Annotated in this window: 14 protein-coding genes, 3 tRNA genes and 1 pseudogene; 14 read left to right on the top strand and 4 right to left on the bottom strand. The window is 38.5% G+C overall.

What is annotated here, in order from left to right; translation table 11 throughout:
* The first annotated feature begins 5 nt into the window (after nt 1-5).
* From QE404_RS18255 to QE404_RS19385, 14 genes and pseudogenes are all read left to right on the top strand, one after another.
* Nucleotides 6-80: transfer RNA gene (locus tag QE404_RS18255), tRNA-Glu, on the top strand.
* 378 nt (nt 81-458) lie between these two features.
* Nucleotides 459-713 carry a 30S ribosomal protein S20 gene (gene rpsT / locus QE404_RS18250; RefSeq protein ID WP_307452960.1) on the top strand — a complete coding sequence of 85 codons (255 nt, stop codon included), beginning with the start codon at nt 459-461 and terminating at the stop codon, nt 711-713.
* An 11-nt stretch (nt 714-724) separates the two neighbouring features.
* A tRNA-Glu gene (locus QE404_RS18245) sits at nt 725-796 on the top strand.
* A gap of 92 nt (nt 797-888) precedes the next feature.
* Nucleotides 889-960 (top strand) — tRNA-Glu (locus QE404_RS18240).
* A gap of 666 nt (nt 961-1,626) precedes the next feature.
* A complete protein-coding gene (locus tag QE404_RS18235; protein ID WP_307452959.1) occupies nt 1,627-3,294 on the top strand; it encodes a T9SS type A sorting domain-containing protein in 1,668 nt (555 codons plus the stop codon).
* 3 nt (nt 3,295-3,297) lie between these two features.
* Complete coding sequence (locus QE404_RS18230) at nt 3,298-6,072, top strand: hypothetical protein (protein ID WP_307452957.1); 2,775 nt, start codon at nt 3,298-3,300, stop codon at nt 6,070-6,072.
* 95 nt (nt 6,073-6,167) lie between these two features.
* Nucleotides 6,168-9,839, top strand: coding sequence for a DUF6443 domain-containing protein (locus QE404_RS18225; RefSeq protein ID WP_307452955.1), 3,672 nt, complete (start codon nt 6,168-6,170; stop codon nt 9,837-9,839).
* Nucleotides 9,817-10,503 carry a hypothetical protein gene (locus QE404_RS18220; RefSeq protein WP_307452953.1) on the top strand — a complete coding sequence of 229 codons (687 nt, stop codon included), beginning with the start codon at nt 9,817-9,819 and terminating at the stop codon, nt 10,501-10,503. Before QE404_RS18225 ends, QE404_RS18220 begins: the two co-directional genes overlap by 23 nt.
* A 635-nt stretch (nt 10,504-11,138) precedes the next feature.
* On the top strand, nt 11,139-11,924 hold the full coding sequence (locus tag QE404_RS18215) for a hypothetical protein (RefSeq protein ID WP_307452951.1): 786 nt from the start codon (nt 11,139-11,141) through the stop codon (nt 11,922-11,924).
* Between the two features lie 2 nt (nt 11,925-11,926).
* On the top strand, nt 11,927-12,256 hold the full coding sequence (locus QE404_RS18210; RefSeq protein ID WP_307452949.1) for a hypothetical protein: 330 nt from the start codon (nt 11,927-11,929) through the stop codon (nt 12,254-12,256).
* A gap of 90 nt (nt 12,257-12,346) precedes the next feature.
* Entirely contained in the window at nt 12,347-12,682 is a 336-nt protein-coding gene (locus tag QE404_RS18205; protein ID WP_307452947.1) for a hypothetical protein, read from the top strand.
* A 207-nt stretch (nt 12,683-12,889) separates the two neighbouring features.
* Nucleotides 12,890-13,255 (top strand): hypothetical protein, encoded by a 366-nt coding sequence (locus tag QE404_RS18200; protein ID WP_307452944.1) that lies wholly within the window; start codon nt 12,890-12,892, stop codon nt 13,253-13,255.
* Nucleotides 13,256-13,316: 61 nt separating this feature from the next.
* The gene (locus tag QE404_RS18195; protein ID WP_307452943.1) at nt 13,317-13,853 is read left to right on the top strand and encodes a hypothetical protein; all 537 of its coding nucleotides are present in this window, start codon (nt 13,317-13,319) and stop codon (nt 13,851-13,853) included.
* 359 nt (nt 13,854-14,212) lie between these two features.
* Nucleotides 14,213-14,925 (top strand): annotated as a pseudogene (locus tag QE404_RS19385) (IS1 family transposase).
* Nucleotides 14,926-15,182: 257 nt separating this feature from the next.
* On the opposite strand, the gene QE404_RS18185 reads toward QE404_RS19385, so the two are convergent.
* The 4 genes from QE404_RS18185 to QE404_RS18170 all read right to left on the bottom strand — a co-directional run bounded on the left by QE404_RS18185 (nt 15,183) and on the right by QE404_RS18170 (nt 18,521).
* Nucleotides 15,183-16,127 carry a transporter gene (locus tag QE404_RS18185; RefSeq protein WP_307454053.1) on the bottom strand — a complete coding sequence of 315 codons (945 nt, stop codon included), beginning with the start codon at nt 16,125-16,127 and terminating at the stop codon, nt 15,183-15,185.
* A 10-nt stretch (nt 16,128-16,137) separates the two neighbouring features.
* Entirely contained in the window at nt 16,138-17,223 is a 1,086-nt protein-coding gene (locus QE404_RS18180; protein WP_307452937.1) for a cytochrome-c peroxidase, read from the bottom strand.
* Nucleotides 17,207-18,034 (bottom strand): MbnP family protein, encoded by an 828-nt coding sequence (locus QE404_RS18175; protein ID WP_307452935.1) that lies wholly within the window; start codon nt 18,032-18,034, stop codon nt 17,207-17,209. Before QE404_RS18175 ends, QE404_RS18180 begins: the two co-directional genes overlap by 17 nt.
* A 121-nt stretch (nt 18,035-18,155) precedes the next feature.
* The gene (locus QE404_RS18170; protein ID WP_307452931.1) at nt 18,156-18,521 is read right to left on the bottom strand and encodes a hypothetical protein; all 366 of its coding nucleotides are present in this window, start codon (nt 18,519-18,521) and stop codon (nt 18,156-18,158) included.
* Nucleotide 18,522: the final 1 nt, after the last annotated feature.

Below are 18,522 nucleotides of genomic sequence, written 5' to 3'. Positions count from 1 at the left end.
AATTTGGCCTATTCGTCTAGTGGTCAGGACTCAAGATTTTCATTCTTGCAACAGGGGTTCGATTCCCCTATAGGCTACCAAATTTTATGTCATGCGCAATGAAGTATAAGGTAATGCCTTAGAAATCCAGGCAGTCCCAAAGGCTTTGATCAAAGATGAATAAGTTCAGGGTTCCAGGCATAGATATAAAAAGGTTTCAGATCTTGAAACGTAAAATGGCCGTTTTTAAGTAATAATTGCAGGAATTTACCCTCCTAATGATGACAGAAAATGGAACCATGAGATGATCCTGCCGGGAAGCAGGATCTAAAAATATAAGAGTAGAAGATAATTAAAAGAAACATAACAGGCAACGGATAAACTAAGACAATATTTATCAGAAAAAAATTAAAATTTTTCAAAGATAAATTTGGTAGTTAAAAAAATAGTTTATACTTTTGCACTCACATTTGAACGATATGGCAAATCATAAATCAGCATTAAAAAGAATCAGACAAAACGAAGTAAGAAGACTTCGTAACAGATACTACCACAAGACTGCTAGAACAGCCCTGAAGGCGTTAAGAAATGAAGAGGATAAAGCTGCTGCTGCAGAGCAATTGCCAAAAGTAATCTCTTTGTTGGATAAATTAGCGAAGAAAAATATTATCCATAAAAACAAAGCAGCTAACTTAAAAAGCAAATTAACTAAGCACGTTAATAAACTGGCTTAATAAGCATAGTTGGCCCGTTCGTCTATCGGTTAGGACCTCAGATTTTCATTCTGGTAAGAGGGGTTCGATTCCCCTACGGGCTACTAAACAATCATTGCACTAACCTAATGATTGTTGTAAGAGTTGATACTTATAAAAACAAAAACTAACCCGCCGTAACAGGTGGAAGATAGCTGGCCCGTTCGTCTATCGGTTAGGACCTCAGATTTTCATTCTGGTAAGAGGGGTTCGATTCCCCTACGGGCTACTTAAAGAGATTCATTGTATGAATCTCTTTTTTTTGTTTAATCAAAACATTCCATATCCTCCAAATAACACTCTTCCCAAGATATTTTATATTTGTTTTTGGGTATTGAAGTTTTCCTCAAAGATGTTTGCTTAAGAATAACAGGTATTAAAATAAAAATAGATACTTATTCGGGAAAGTACATGCAATAAATTATTCCTTTATTTTAGTGATCAAGGTTTTGATAAGCTTATTCGAAAGCTTAATCCCCATGTCTTAGTATCTTGATTTTCAGGGATGGAACAGGCTTAAATTTCCGTAAATATTTTATATTCAGTAAAATAAAGACTATGGATACCTCCGTATTTTCCCGGAGGCATTTTTCCGTAAAATCACGGTTGTTTTGCATCTATAGCTGTGCTATTTTTGCAGCAAAATAAACCAGCAAATAATGAAACTCCTTTACCCTACCCTTCTTTTGGATTATTTTAATAAAATCCGGTTATTCCCATTTTTAATACGACAAGTTTTGTCGTTTTGCTGATTTACTTTTGTTGCGGAATCATTAAATAATGATGATAATATTTACATTAAATTATGGTCATCATCTTTTACAGCTGAAGCAAAAGGAGTATTTTTGCTGCGGAATTAAAAGCAATAACATTAAAACAAAAAATAAACACGAGTATGAAGAAATTCTACACTGGCGCATTGTTCTTATGCGCAGCTCTGGGTATGTCTGCCCAGGAAGTAATCTGGCAGAAAGACATCCGATCCTCCTCACAGGATTTCCTTTCCCAGGTAACCACCACCATTGACCAGCAGTACTTAATTACCGGCAGTTCGATCCAATCCAAAAAACTTTCTGCTGAAGGCAATCAAAACAGTGGCTATGACTTCCACCTGGTGAAATTAAACCAGCAGGGAGAAGAGATCTGGGAGAAATATTTCTCAGGCCAGAACCATGATTTTTTATCTGCTACCGTAAATACCCAGGAAGGAGGTTTTCTTCTGGCAGGAACCTCATTCAGCGGAAAAGGCTCAGATAAGAAGGATGATTCTAAAGGCGGCTCAGATATCTGGCTGATCAGGATCAATGAATTCGGGGATGAACTCTGGCAGAAAAGCTTAGGCACAGCTTCGGATGAAGAAGCCAGATCGGTCATCCAGACCACGGACTTAGGATTCTTTGTTGCCGGGAATATCCAGAATTCAGGAAAAGGTTATGGTTCCAAAGATGCCTGGATCATCAGGCTGGATAAAAACGGTAAGGAAATCTCCCAGCTGATCTTAGGGGGCAGAGGCCTGGATGAGGTGGAAAAGATGATCCCGACAAAAGATGGCGGTGCCTTACTAGGGATCTACTCCAGAAGCGGAAGTGTTACTATGAATGATCATCGATCATTGATGGATGATAAAATCAATAATCAATCATCACTTATCACTCATGCAAAATCGGTCGACAATTACGGTGAAGGCGACTATTGGATCGTCAAATTAAGCAAGGACGGGAAAGTTGAGTGGGAAAAGAACTTTGGAGGCAAAGGCGATGATCATATAAGGACCTTAGCTCTTACTTCAACGGGCTATCTCATTGGCGGGGAATCCAGATCTGAAAGATCGGGGAATAAAACCGTAGGGATAGAAGAAGGAACTGATATCTGGCTGATCGCTTTAAATGAAAGAGGAGAAGAAGCCTGGCAGAAATCCTACAACTTTAAGAACCGGGATGTCTTGATGGGAATGAGTGTGGTGAATAAGAGACAGGAGTGGGGAACCAAGAGCCAAGAGCCAGGAACCAAGAATCAAGATGGGCAGGATACTACTAAAGGTATTTTACTGGGCGGTTACACGCAGGCAGAAGGAAGGATAGAGCATAATGATGAGACGTTCTGGATGCTGTATGTTGACCAGAATGGCAATGAGCAGTGGCGCAAGCATGTGAAGGGAGAATCCAGCAAGAAAGAAGAGCGGTTATCAGATATTAAGCTGAACCGTGACGGCTCTATCGTATTGGCCGGAACCAGTGCAGAGGAATTAGGTAAAGAGAACTGGAAGATCGTGAAGCTTGGGGACAGTCAGATCGATCAGCTGATTGAGAAGCAGGACATCAGGATCTATCCGAACCCTGTGAGTGATTATGCGTATGTAGAAATAGGGTTTGAGGGCCAGAGAGTGGGAGCTTTTGAGGCTGAGATCAGTGTGTATGATATGGGCGGAAGGCAGCTTCAGAGCATCAGGACTAAAAACAAGGTGACAAAGATCAACACTCAGGCCTTGGTTCAGGGAGCTTATCTGGTGAGTGTAAAAACCAATGACAACAAAACAGCAAGTGCTAAACTGATTAAAAAATAATAAATGATAGAAAAAAATAAGAAAATTGGCATGACATTTTTGCTGATGGTTCTTTTGCTAGGAAATAATGATGCCTTAGCTCAATCAAGCGTAGGAGACTGGGTAACGACCCCTATCGCATCACCTTCCATGGCTTCCATGGCAAAGTTTTCTGATGCTCCTGTATCTATTCAGACAGGTCAGCCTTCTATACAGATCCCTTTATTGGAATTTCCGGGAAATACAGGTAATTTCAATTATCCTTTAGGGCTCAGCTATAACAGTATGAGTGATTATGGCAGCGATGTATCCGATGTAGGGGATGGATGGTCATTCGCAGCCGGTGGTGTGGTGTATAAGAAAGTAATGGGTGATCTGGCAGATGAATCGTATCATGACGCTTCTGCATCTTATTATACGAAAAATGAGTTTGATGATATTTACTACTATAATCTGCCAGGTTATTCGGGTAAATTTATAATTAAGAGGAATACTTCAAATGACACTTTTTCATTGGTGAAAATGACAATGGATAATATGAAGATCACCTATGAAAGAGACAACAGCGTATCGGCAACCCTGAAAATCAAGAATTTCACTCTTACGGATGATCAGGGATACCAATACTTCTTCAATACGGTGAATGTCAACCGCTATAAATTCCCGGATGAATTTTTGGGCGTTGAATATAATTCCGCCTATATGCTGACGGAAATTAAAAATGCCTCAGGGATATCGCTGGTTAATTTTACCTACGACAAAAAAGATAAATATTCAGGCAACATACGTCTTTATGAAAACTACCGCCTGAAAAGCATCCAAAGCAAGAAGGGACAGGTCATATTCAGCCAGACCTATGATGAAGCACTTGAGAAATCAGTTAATGATCCGTATTCACTACAGGGAATGACCATCAAAAATCCGGCAGGCGAAACTGTATACAGCTATGTTTTCGGATCATCCGTTAATGGAAGCAGGACACTTAATTATATTGAAAAAAAGGATAAAAACGCTACGAAGATCGAACGTACTGATTTTGTCTATTCATCATCAAAGCTTGAAAAGATCATTTTCCCGCAGGGAGCGGTTACTCAGTATGAATACGAACAGGGAGAACTTTTCTTCAATTATAATGACTCTGCCTATTTAGCTTCTATCGAGAGCAGCCTTACATTTAATCCGGAAATTCAGTATGAACAAGCAATAATGACCAATCAGGTCAATACTTCAACTGCTGCAAGCCAGGATTTTACGATTCCCGGTGACGCGTCAAAGAAAAAAAGATTTGTCTTCAAACTGAATATTGCAAAGAATTACAGCGGCAACGACCTGCCTTCCTTACCCGGGACCCCGAAGCCTCCTAAAAATCTTAAATTTATATTGAAAAAGGGAAGTGAGCAGATATTTGTTTTTACCAATTATAATAATGAGAGCAAGGAACTTTTAATCTATCCGGGAGTGTATACCCTGCAGGCTGTGTATGACCCTTACGTCAGCGGTGTCGGAACATATACTGTTATTGAAACCAAATTCCGCCCTCAGCCGTACAGAAATGCTTTGAAAGCAGGCAGACGAAGGCTGAAATCCATCAAGTACTATGCAGGTACCGGAGACACAGTTCCCAAAAAGACCATACATTACGAATACGATGCTTTTGATATGTCCAACAGCTCAAGTGGGTATGGTTTTGTGAATGAAGAAGGCGCATCAAACAGCTATACCTTGTACAGAAATGTAAAAGTATCTGAAACAGGTCTCGGCTATACGAAATATACTTTCGGCAATCCCGATGATTTTCCTAAGCAGCAGGTGGGGGGAACTGCATCAGACCCAGTGTATTTCTGGCCTTATTACAATGTAACCAAACAGGGACTGATGATGAAAAAAGAAATTTATGACGTTCAGAATACGCTTTTGAATTCAGAATTTTATACCTATGAACCGGATCATTATTTTGATGAAGAATACATTTTCAGCAGCAGCAGCAACATTAAATCCAAAACCGCTTATCTGAAAAAAACAGGATCTGTGAGCAAGGCTTATTATGCCGGAGGCGGAATTCTCCAGGCTGCTTCCGAGACCCATATCAGCAACTCTAATCTTCAGCCTTATTACATTAAAAATACTGCTGACGGAGAAGTTTCAGAGCGTTTTTTAACCTATGCCGCAGGACTGCCGGACTATGCTCATCTCGTAGCCGCCAACATGACGGGTATACCGGTCATTACGGAAGAGAAGAAAAACGGAAAAACCATTTCCAGGACCATCACCGAATATAAAAACCTCTCTCTCCTCCCAACCTCAGTGCTGGCTGCCAACCTTGCAGACGGCAGCCTGAAAAAAGCAGTGAAGATGGATGCCTATGATTCCGGGAACAATCCTGTGCAGATATCCTCAGATGCCGGGCAACCTGTAGTGTTCATTTATGGATATAACGGTACTCAGGTGATTGCTAAAATTGAAGGTGCCCAGTTTGCAGCTGTAAAAGACAGCCCGCTGGTAACAGCAGCAGTGCAGGCTTCGGACGCTGATAACCTTAATTCGGCCGCCGAAGGCAGCCTCATTGCTGCCCTGGATAATCTGCGTAAAGATGCTTCCATGACAGGCTACCGGATAACCGCTTATACCTATGACCCCCTCGTGGGCGTTACCACGATGACATCTCCCAACGGGCTGCGGGAACTTTATGAGTATGATGCAGCGGGAAGGCTGAAGATCATGAAAAGAGAAGAAAAAGATGCTTCAGGGAATACTGTGATCAGCAAGATCAAAGAGTACCAGTATAATTATAAAAATTAAGTTGGATGATGTTATATAAATCAGATGGATCTTCAGAGATTAACGATAGATCAATGTACTCCTGCAGGCGTACTCAACTGTTTAAAAACACAAGTATGAAAAAGATCATAACTTTATTTGCCCTATGGATGGCAGTTGCCCTGCATGCGCAGGGCAGCCTTACCGCAACAGAAAATTATATTTACACCAAGACCTGCCTTAACGGAGATTGTACCAAAACTGCTGAAAATGTACAGTATTTCGACAGCTTCGGGAGGCCTTTCCAATCGGTAGCCATTAAAGCGTCTCCTGCCGGTAAGGATATGGTGCAGCATATTCCTTATGATGCCTATGGAAGATCAGTAGACAACTGGTATTCGGTCCCGATGCCAAGCCTCAACGGAGCCGTTCAGGATACGGCTGCCGTAAAATCAAATGCCGTGACAGTGTATGGCGATAACCGGCCGTTTTCCCACTCCATCCTGGAAAGCTCCCCGCTTTCAAGAGTTTTAGGCAGCATCGCACCCGGGCAGGAATGGCAGGCGCATCCTGCGACAGCCGGCTACAATACCAATACAGCCGGTGAAGTAAAAAAATATACCGTCAGCACTGCATGGGCAGAAGGAAGGACAGAAACGGCGATCTCGGAAAACGGGACTTATCCTGCAGGAGTGCTGATTAAAAATACGTTGACTGACGAAGACCAGAATACTTCGATACAGTACAAGAATAAAGAAGGGCAGGTGGTGCTTGTCAGGAAAGGTGCAGGTACAGATCTTATGGCTGATACGTATTATGTGTATAATGAATACAACCAGCTGGTCTGTGTAATTCCTCCTATGGCAAAAGACCAGCCTGTCTCTGCTGCCATGCTCGATACATTCTGTTATCAATACCGGTATGACGGATGGAACCGCCTGGTGGAAAAAAAGCTTCCGGGAAAAGGCTGGGAATATATGGTATATGATAAAGCGGACCGTCTTATTTTTACCCAGGATGCTGTTATGCGGCCTACGGCCAAATGGCTGTTCACCAAATATGATACTTTTGGGAGAATCATTATAACAGGAATTGTTTCAGGAGGAAGCAGGCAGGAGATGCAGGATATGATCGGTGGGAATGTTATTACGGAAAATCGTGATAATACAGGCTTTGCTAAAAGTGATGGCATGAAGATCTATTACACCAACGCGCACTTTCCTTACTTTGATAAAGCATTTTCTGTTAACTATTACGATACTTACCCACCTGGTTATCCTATAACGACTTCCCAGGTGATGGGACAGCCTCTCCTTCCCCAGGCTGGACCGGGCGTTGCAGTAAATACCAAAACCCTTCCTTTAGCGTCTTACCTTAAGAATATAGAAAATGACAACTGGACGAAGAACTTTACCGGCTATGATATGAAAGGAAGGCCGGTCATTGTGTATTCCATCAATCATTTAGGCGGTTATACCCATGTAGAATCCCTGCTTGATTTCTCAGGGGTTCCACAACAGACCATTACCCGCCACAAGAGGCTCTCTACGGATGGTGAACGGGTCATTACCGAGACCTTCCTGTACGACAGCCAGAACCGGCTTCTGGTCCACAGGCATAAAGTGGATAACAATACGGAAGAGATCCTGGCGCAGCATACCTATAATGAGCTTTCCCAGTTGACCAATAAGAAGGTAGGAGGCATATCTGCTGCAAACCCTTTACAGAGTATAGACTATACCTATAACATCCGGGGATGGATGACTAAAATTAACGATCCGGATAACCTGGGGAACGACCTGTTTGGATATGCACTTCGCTATACCAATCCCATAAACCAGAACATCACTCCCGGCAGGTTCAGCGGGAATATAGCAGAAGTTGACTGGAATAATGCCTCCGAAAACCTGCTAAAAAGATACAACTACGAATATGACAGGCTAAACCGCTTAAAGAATGCCTTTTATAAAGAACCTTCGACGGGTGCCAGCAATACCTTTGACGAATACCTGAACTATGACCTTAACGGGAACATCACCAACCTTAAAAGGACAGCTGTGCCTGTTTCCGGTCAGACCGCTACGGTAGTAGACAACCTCGATTACCAGTACAGCGGGAACCGCTTAATGAAAATCACCGAGAATGCCCTTAATGATACCGGTTACGAAGGCGGCAACAATTATATAGACTATGACCTTAATGGCAATATGGTCAACATGCTGGATAAAGGCATACAATCTATTGCCTACAATTACCTGAGCCTTCCGGATTCATTTTCTATAAGCCAGGTTAATCCATTAGGGATGATGACTAATTTTTCACTGGATTATCTGTACCGTGCAGACGGGGTCAAGATCCGCAAAACATATGTGGCACCGGGAAGCCGTGGCCAGATAGGGACCACGAGAATGACGGATTACCTGGACGGTTTTCAATACAGCTATAATGATGCTTCTTCGCCTTGTTTTTGGTGCAGTACCGAAGTGGCGTATGAACGGCAGGCATTCTCCAATTCGGAAACCCTGCGCCCGGCACCTTCTCCCTGGGTGCTTGATTTTGTGGCCACCTCGGAAGGGTTTTACAGTTTCACGGAAAACCGTTATATTTACCAGTATAAGGACCACCTGGGGAATGCAAGGATAACCTATGCAAGGAATAGTGAAGGGAATACAGAGATTACCGATACCAACAATTATTATGCTTTCGGGATGAACCACATTGGTGGACTGACCAGTTTATTGGGCGGATACCAGAACTACAAGTACAACGGTAAGGAAATCCAGGAAACCGGCATGTATGATTACGGGGCAAGGTTCTATATGCCGGATATCGGCCGATGGGGTGTTATGGATCCTTTAGCTGAAGATATGAGAAGGCATTCGCCGTACAACTATGCATTTAACAATCCTGTTAATTTCATAGATCCGGACGGGATGAAGCCTGGCCGCATGGGGGTATTTAATGAGACGGGACACTGGGATTTTGATCCTAATTCCACCCTTATGGGAAGTGATTTTTTCGGAGGTTCTCAGTACACTCCGGGACTGTATTCCGGAAACAATTATGCCATGAGCTTTATGTATGGAGGTGGAGGAAGTGGCAGTACTAGTAATACAGCTACAAATATTATCCTCAATTTTTTAAGAGGTGATAAAAATGGTCTTGGTAATTTTGTAAATAGTGATTTTGAAGCAAATGGATGGCATGTGATTGATGCAATAAGTCTACAAGACGCAATGAAAAAATTGACAGCATATTTAGGAAATACTCAAGCCGACAATATTTATATTAATGCACATGGTCTGGTAAGTGAACGTTATACTTTTGATGAAAATGGAGATGTCATTCGTGATCCAAGTACAGGCAAATATGTGATGGTGGGAGATACTGGTTTTTATACAAATATTGATACGGAAAAAATTTTAGGCAGCGATATTCAACAATATATCTCTGATAAAAGTAAACTATCATCAGATAAGTTGAATAGTATAAATAGTTTTATTGGAATTGTAAATTATGTTAAAAGTGGTAAAAACTTAATAATGGGGTCTTGCTGGTCAGTAAGGTATGATGACCTTTTTGGAACGGGAATTTCTTCCATTGTAAAATCTAGAGATATTTTTATAAATAGGGATTATTCAAGCCTTTGGCCTAATGGAGGGAAAATAGGATTTGAAAGTTTCATTAAATATAATCAAACCTCACAGGATAAGTATATAAATGGGTGGGTTTGGTATAAAGACGGATCAGCCATTCAAAGGAATTTTAATATTATAATGACAAAATATGGAGTCAAAACAATTAAATAAAATAATAGTGTTATTAGTATTAACCATTAATATGAGTGTCTTTTCTCAAATGAAAATGGCTGATATAGAGGATAAAGAATTCTCGGTTAATTTAAATACAGAAAAGAAAAGTATCATAAAAATATTTGAAAATAAGCATTATGATGTATTTTATATTCTAGATAGAAAAAAATTTGACTTCGATAAAAAAGTAAGAAATGTTGATTTAGTAAATATAATCTTCTTTTCCAAAAAATATAATAAAGGAATACTTGCTCTTTTTAAACAAAGTATTGAAAATAAAAAAAAATCTATTTATGATATTAGATTACATACAGGCTCAGCAGGTAATTACATGTTTATACCTTCGATGATCATATTGGATAAAGATTTTAATTATGAGTATTTATTAAAGTATTACTACATGCCTTTACCACCACCTAAAAGTGATATATATACATCAGGTATTAAAATACAGGATAACGATAATCGTTGTAATATAATTGAAATTGATATAAAAGGTAACATTCTTAATGAAAACATAGATGATATTTTGAGTAATACTTTGACAATAAGTAATGATAAAACAACAAAATCCTGTGATCCTATCGTTTATGATATTGATCTTAAAGATTTTTTTCCAAAGAAAATAAATAAAAACGGTCCGGTTTATTATAAAAAATAATAGAAATTCCAAGTTCATATATCAGATTAAGATGCTATGTTTTCAATCTTTAAGTTATTAAAACCATTAAAAATTAAAATAATACAAAACAAGAGCAGATAACTCCTGCTCTTGTTTGTTTATGAGGTTAAAATCATTCTGGTCATTTACGGAGTGTCAGAGTTAGTGATGAATTAATTTTTAAAATCAATATTTGCAGCTATAAGGATCATCTGGATCTACTAGTAAAATAGAAATTTTTACGAAGAATACGAACGAAGTTCAGTGAGATTAAGCTATTTTAAAAACGCCGATGGCAGCGCAGAAGCTCCTAAAGAAAAAAACTATTATCCTTTTATGCTGAAGTATTAAGGCTACAACCAAACGGTATGAAATCCTTCTTACAACTATCAATATAATGGTAAACAGTTACAGAATGAAACGGGTTAAAGTGATTACGTAGTAAGAATGTATATGTCTGATATCGGACGACGGGGTGTTATGGATCCACTGGCTGAAATAATGCGCAGACACAGTCCATATAATTATGCATATAATAATCCTCTCAATTTTATAGACCCGGACGGGATGAAGCCTGCCGCATGGGGGTATTTAATGAGACGGGACACTGGGATTTTGATCCTAATTCCACCCTTATGGGAAGTGATTTTTTCGGAGGTTCTCAGTATGCATCTGGACTGTATTCAGGGAATAATTATTCCATGAGTTTTATGTACGGAGGTGGAGGAAGTAACGGAGACCCTGGTCCCTCAAGATGGCAGGGGTTTAAAGACTGGATTCGCAACCTTTTTGGAGGAAAAAGAGGTGCTGAAATAACTGCTTTTGCACCCGGTGCCACAGTATCAAGAGCTGTACAAGTAGGCGAAGTAATACCTATGGGTGAAGCTATCTTAACTTGGGAAGAGGTAGTTGCAGCCGTAGGATCAATTGCTAAAGGGGGTCTTTGGGCAATGCCTCTTATGTTGAACGGAGACAGTTCTCATGCACGCGGTTATGATATTCCGCTTACAGGAGCAACGGATGTACCAGCAGATGAATCAGGGATTTTACTCTATAGAGGAATAGCGTCACCTAAAAATGTTTTTGATGCGGATATGTATTCTCAAGGTTTAATGGGTATTGCAATACCGAATGGTTTAAGAATAGTAAGTACTCTAAAAGGGCCACATAGAAGTCAAGATTTACATGCTGAAGGTGATAATTATTCCATATGGACATCTTGGACGACTGATCCTGCAGTAGCTAAGCATTTTAGTGGAGGCTCAGGAGGAATAATTTTATCTAAATATTTTCAAGCTGGGCAAGCTATACCAAATTTATCTATAACAGCACAAGGTAATTCAATTCCTTCTGGAAAACCAGAAAATGAATGGCTTGTTCCAGGAGTTGTATATGGTGCAAATGTTCAATTAATAAAATAGTAATGAAGGACAATATAATAAAATCTATTAAAGATTTTGATTCAACAATAAATATAGATAATCTAGAATATTCTAATAATCTTATCAATATAAAAGATTTGATTTCCTTATATAAGTTAAGATTGAATATATATCATGATAAAAATGCTCCCTATAAAGAAATAGAATTTTTAGAAAAAAAAATTCACGCCTTCAATCAGTTAGATAGAATAAACATCTCAAGTATAAAGATGGTTAATGTAGATAATTACATTTTTTATCTCGATGAAGAATATATGAAAATATATTTAATAATAGATAATTTTCAAAAAGATGTTAAAAATTTATGGTAATAAATCTCGCTCTCGCAGATTTTTAATCCGTGGGTAAACTTTTGTTTTGGTAAACTTCCCTGTTTTTCAGACAAATGAAAATTGATAAAAATGAATGATAAAATTATAAATGATCTATATGATATAAGATACTATTTAGATCAGGTTGTTGATTACATAAAAATAATTAAAGATAAAAAAGACATTTTTACTTTATCTTTTGTAGAAACAAAACAACATTTATATGATATTTATAATGATAGACTTGAATATAGCATACATGCAAATAATTATTTTGATGGGCATGGAGAAGTTGTAAAAAAAATGAAAAATTCAGATTTACAGAATATAAGGCTATCTGTTATTGATGGGGAAAAAAGAAGTTGTTCTATCTTTAGCAGTGAAGATTACAGCATTATTCTAGGAATGATTTTTTATGATAATTGACTTCTAAACTCTAATTGATGATTTGAATTACAGCTTGATTAAAAGTGTTGAAATTGCAGGCAGCTTCGCATGCAACCAAATCGAAAATAAGAATAACATATTCTAAATTATGACAATACGACCTGCAATTCCTATGAATGTAGGGACATTTAGAGCATTAATCCAAATCACTGCGCCAGCTTGGCAACCAATAAAATAATTAGACATATGGAAGAAAGAGATGTTATTATAAGGAAAATTTTAGAAAAATTATATGTTGAATTCAATCCGGAAAAAATCTCAAAATTAACTCTAGATCAGTATAATGATTTTTTCTTTTCAATATTTGACTATATAAATTTGTACAAGAATAAATACCAATTGACAGAGAAAGATTTTGTGGAATTTAGCAAGATTATTCATCATAAATATGATTATGATAAATATGAAGATAATTGCTGGGAGAGAGTAGCTTTTTTTATGGATGAATTAATATTCTGCTTTTCTACACGTCCTCCATATTTTTTTGATTCTAATTTTGAAGATTTTAAAGATAAAATTAAAAAGTACATGACGAAGGGTAATGGTTTATAAAAGGTAAAGTATATTATCAGTTTATTAAGCTTTTTAATATCCATGAAGTTATATAATGAACATGTTTAAAGACATATTAGGAAAACCAGATCAAGAGCAACTTGCTATTGCAGAACAATATAGGAAATATTATAATTTTCATATAGAAGACTTTAAAACTGAATATGAAAATTATTTCGATATAGTAGATAAAGATGCTTCATTAAAAGCATTAGACTATGCTAGAACTTACCAATTATTTGGATATAATAAAGATGAAATATCAATTTATATTAGAAAAAAAATAGAATCTTTTTATCTATGTAATATATCAAATTTTATAGTAAAAAAAGAAGAATTTGCTATATACTCATTCATTGACATTTTTTATTGTGATCCATTATTTTTTCAAAATAAAGAAAATTTAAAGATATTTTTTGATGTTACTTATCCAATTTTATTTGTGGAAACTGAAAATATGTCATCATTTATTGCTATAGCCTGTACACGATATATTGCTATTCTGGGTTCTCAAACTGAAGGAAAGACATATTTAGAAAGGTATTTATATGAAAATGATAAAGGTATTTATATCGAAGATGTCAGAGAAGAATTATAAAGGCCTATGTATCAGAATTAGTGATATAAGATTATTTATATTAAATGCTTGATTTTTAGTATAAATTTATTAGATTAATAAAGCAAGAGTAGGATATTTACCTGCTCTTGTTTATCAAAAAATATAGCCAAATGATTGACAATTATTTCTTAAAGTTTAACAATAATTGACCTTGTCTTAGTGAACCCTATTGGTAAAATGAGACCTCATGGATCCTTGGTCATGTATCAGAGTTAGTGATAGAGTATTATTTCTATTTAAACGCTTGATTTTCAAAACTCATTGAACAAGAAATAATAAAAACAAGAGTAGGATATCTTCCTGCTCTTGTTTATTTTAGCCCTAAAAAACATAGCCAAATGATTGAGGATCATTCCTCGTGTATCAGATTTAGTGATGCACGGATCTGCAGGTACTGCTATTGCTGCAGCATCATAAAAAACGGGACTACAAAAACCGGAAAACAGCAGTACTTCTGTAAAAACTGCCGTAAAAGATTCATAGCCTTTTATACCTACCAAGCTTACAGGGCCAATATAAACACCCTGATCATTTGATTTACAAAAGAAGGTCTAGGAATAAGGAGCACAGCAAGATTATTATCCATATCAACCACTACACTGCTTAAGAGGATTATTGCTATTGCAGATGATATGGTACCCCCTAAGATTTCTTTTGGACAATCTTATGAATTAGATGAATTAAGATTTTTTATAAACAGTAAAAGAAATCCGGTGTGGCTTACCTATGCATTTCAAAAAACGACAAAGCAAATAGTCAGTTTTCATGTTGGAAAAAGGACCAACAAAACTTTAAGCTATGTCATTGAAACTTTAATCCATTCCAGAGCAGAAAAAATATATACCGATCAATTGAGGAATTATCGGTTTTTGACACCTAAAACCATTCATTCTACCCGGAGATTTGGTACAAATTCTATTGAGAGATCCAATCTTACAACCCGGACACATATTAAAGATTTAACAGGAGAAGCATCTGCTTCACAAAAAGTATACTGATCCTAAATGCAGTTTTAAAAATTTATTTTTGGGATACCACCTATATCAGGTAAGAATAATTCTACACCTCCAAAAGTTGCTTCTACATAATGAAACTAAGTTGTGATATTTTCTGACGAATCTTGAAATTGATAATAATGATTTGTTACATGAGTTTTTTTTGTTTTATCTTACTCTGATCCGCCTCTTAATTTTCTGATTCAAATAATTACTCCAGCTTTTATGAGCACAAAAAACCTGACAGCTTTACCCCTGTCAGGTTTTAAAAATTATATAGCCGGGAACTGGGAAGACTTACCGGCAGTCCGGATTATATTCCAATATTCAGGAAAATGCTGAACCTCGATTTGGCTTCAATATCACCTCCGGCAAGATGGGAATAAGCCGGAAGCATCACTTCACTGCCCAGGCTGAATCTTTTATAAGCCGCTTCAAATCCCAGCTTTCCATACAGGGCACTACCGGCGGTATTGGGCAACGGTTCTGAAAACTGACGGTTACCATCATATACCTCCCCCTGTATGCCGGTCTTTACAGAAAATACGATATCCTTACCGGTCAGCAGCTGATAAAATCCCGTGGCAGCATAATTCCACTGATTGCCAAACCGGTAATGCTTTTTATTTTCCGTTTTTACCGTGTAATCTGTGTTGATGATGACTGCGGCATTTCCTTTACGGTATTGGTAGTTCAGTACCATCTGATAATCCCAGCTGCCCGTCCCCAGCTGAAAACTGGGATTGACTCCTGAGATTCCTTTTTCATCAAACCTGCCCAAAGGGATTTTTATACCGGCTCCGGCATTCAGCTGATGCACTTTAGCTTCAGATTTTAGGATGCTGTAAATTCCCATCAGGTTCATGTCGCCTACCCCGCTGATCCTGATATCACCCTGCATGTTTTTTTTATCATGAAAATGAAAAGGAAGGCTGGCGTATAAGCTCAGATTTTTAGTTACGGGCACCCTACCCCACAACTGTAGGGTATTGAAATACTGGTCCTGAGTAAGGTCTTTTACAAACAAATTCTCTTTAGCTTTATAGTGCTGTGCAAAATACTTAATTCCGATAAACTGAGGATTGAGCAATGATTCAAATCCTGATGATCCGTTTCCTGCAGCACAGCCACAGGCATCACAGTCGTCCAGGACAATATCATTGATATCATTTTTAAATACAGCAATGCTGTCACGAGTTTCTCTGGCAAAGGTGAGAGTTCCCCATATACAGGTGATTGCAAGGATAAACTTCTTCATTAGGGTGGTATTATTCTGAAAATTTAGGATTAGAAATAAAATTCTGGTCTGAAAGGGTTTTCAGGAATGCAATGATCAGTTGCTTTTCCTGACTGGTCATGGGGATTCCAATAGTTCCGTTCTGTTTCAGCAGCGGATCGAGATTAGGCTGGTTTTCCACATGGTCGGAGTAAAAGTTTAAGACCGCATCCAGCGTATACAGCCGGCCATCATGCATATACGGCGCGGTATATTCTACATTCCTGAGGCTGGGCACCCTGAACTTCATATTATCATTCCAGTCCAACGTAACCCTGTATCGTCCCCGGTCATCTAGCTGGGGATTATAGTACATCCCGGTATTCCTGAATGTCTGATCCGTAAACAGTTCCCCCGAATGACACGAAGCACATTTATTATTGAATAGTGCCATTCCCTGCTTTTCATCAGCGGTAAAGTCAATGAGTCCCTTTTTATAGCGGTCATATCTTGAATCCGCAGAAATCATGGTCACCATAAACTGTGATAAAGCCTGTAAAACCTTTTGCCCCGTAATCTGATCATCCCCGAAAGCTGCTTTGAACAATGTTTTGTACTGAGCATCAGCATTGAGTTTGTTAACCACTTCCGGCATATTGCTGTCCATTTCAAAATCCGTTGTAATGGGGACCAGCGAACGCTCATCCAGGTTGTGGCTGACGCCGTCCCAGGTGTAATTCTTCAGGAAGGCCATATTCTGTATCGGAGGTGCATTGCGTATTCCAAGCCTGTCATTGATTCCATGGCTTACTGTATGGCCGTGATGTGTAAAGGCATATTCCTGGATGTGGCAAAACCCGCAGGAAATAGTATTGTTTCCGGATAACCTGCCGTCATAAAAGAGTTTTTTACCTAATGCCACCCCATTTACAGTAACCGGATTGCCTGTGAGGTCAAAAGTCATCTCAGGAAAATATCCGGGTATTTCCAATGGGTACGATTCATTCCGGTTGATGGGCTCTCCTTCAAACTCATCGGAACAGGAAGTTAAAACGGCCAGTGTAAGGATAAGGGAAATCCGGAGCAGAACTTTCTTTCTGCCCCGGAATTGCCGGATCACCCTAATCATTGTGCACATGATCTACTTTGAACATGGCCGTCAGATTATTGGTGATATTTACCAGGTGCTGACTGGAACCCATCGCCATATCATTGGATGCATTCAGCGTAATAGGAGTTGCTCCGCTCAAGTACTGATTGAAATCCGCCAACATATGAATAGACGGAGTGATGGAAGTGGTAACCCTTGCTTTCACCGGAAGGTCCAAAGTAATTTCACGGTACAGGTCAGGCGTATTGTTCGCTGTAACATTTCCCATATTACCACAATGATTCATAAAAGCCGTATCAGCGGAAGTACTTCCGTATTTTCCTTCCAGCTTTGTAAAAATATACCCTGCTGCCCATGACCACGTCATCCCTGCCGTTTTAGCTTTCGCCCAGAATTCTCCCTGTCCGTTTTGTCCTAAAAGGTAAGCAGACTGGCTAATTCCCAGTCCGAACCTGATTTTCTTGTAATTATTTTTAGGCACTTCACTGAGGTTGATATAATTAATTCCTGCGGAAGCTTCTGCCTGGTCTATGATAAAAGCACCATGATCAGGATCGTTGTAATGGTATTTAAATTCCGCTCCGTTTTCATCGATTAAAACGATATTGCTGATGATATACTTTAAGGTAGAGAACTGATGTCTCTGCCAGGAAGAAGAAATCTGGGTTGTCTGATTAAGCACAATGCCGCCCAGGTTACTGAAACCATTCTCAAATTTCAGCTGCAGCTTTCCCGGTGTTACATCTGCTGGGTCATCTTCGTCATTGCTGCTACATGAACTGACTATGGTAAGACTGAAGGCCATTAGGAATAGGAATATAAATTTAGAAATTTTCATTGTTGATTTTTTAGTTGGATTTTAAGTATTGATATAAGGATACAGAGCCATTTTAAGTTTAAAATGACGGCGTTGACTGCCCGTTGATTTGCTGCCGGCAGCCTGAAATTTAAAATACAACTTAAAAAACCGGAGGCCTGAAGATAGAATAAAGAAAAAGGAAGGCATATGCTTTCCGGTAGGCGAAACTGATATATTCTGAAGAGAATCCGGCAACGTGCTGAATAGCCGTAATGCCCGGAAGAAGATAGATGTCCAGGATTTTCTGCCCTGAATTTTTTACTTTATCCAGAGGTGAAGGAGCATCACTGTTTTTTGCCAGCTCTTTGCTCAGGTAGCATTTTCCGTTGCAATGGAGCTCCGGTTTAGCTTTGTTGATACACAGCACCTCAGCAATGTATCTATAATTTACAGCATATTCCGCCAGGGGGATCAGAGGCCTGAACACCATGTAAAAGATGAGGAATATGCTGCAAAAAAATTTCATG

Origin of the sequence: Chryseobacterium camelliae (assembly GCF_030818575.1) — a bacterium.
Taxonomy (GTDB): domain Bacteria; phylum Bacteroidota; class Bacteroidia; order Flavobacteriales; family Weeksellaceae; genus Chryseobacterium; species Chryseobacterium camelliae_A.
Note: the sequence above shows the minus strand (reverse complement) of the source record. Positions and strands in the feature narration are given on the sequence as shown.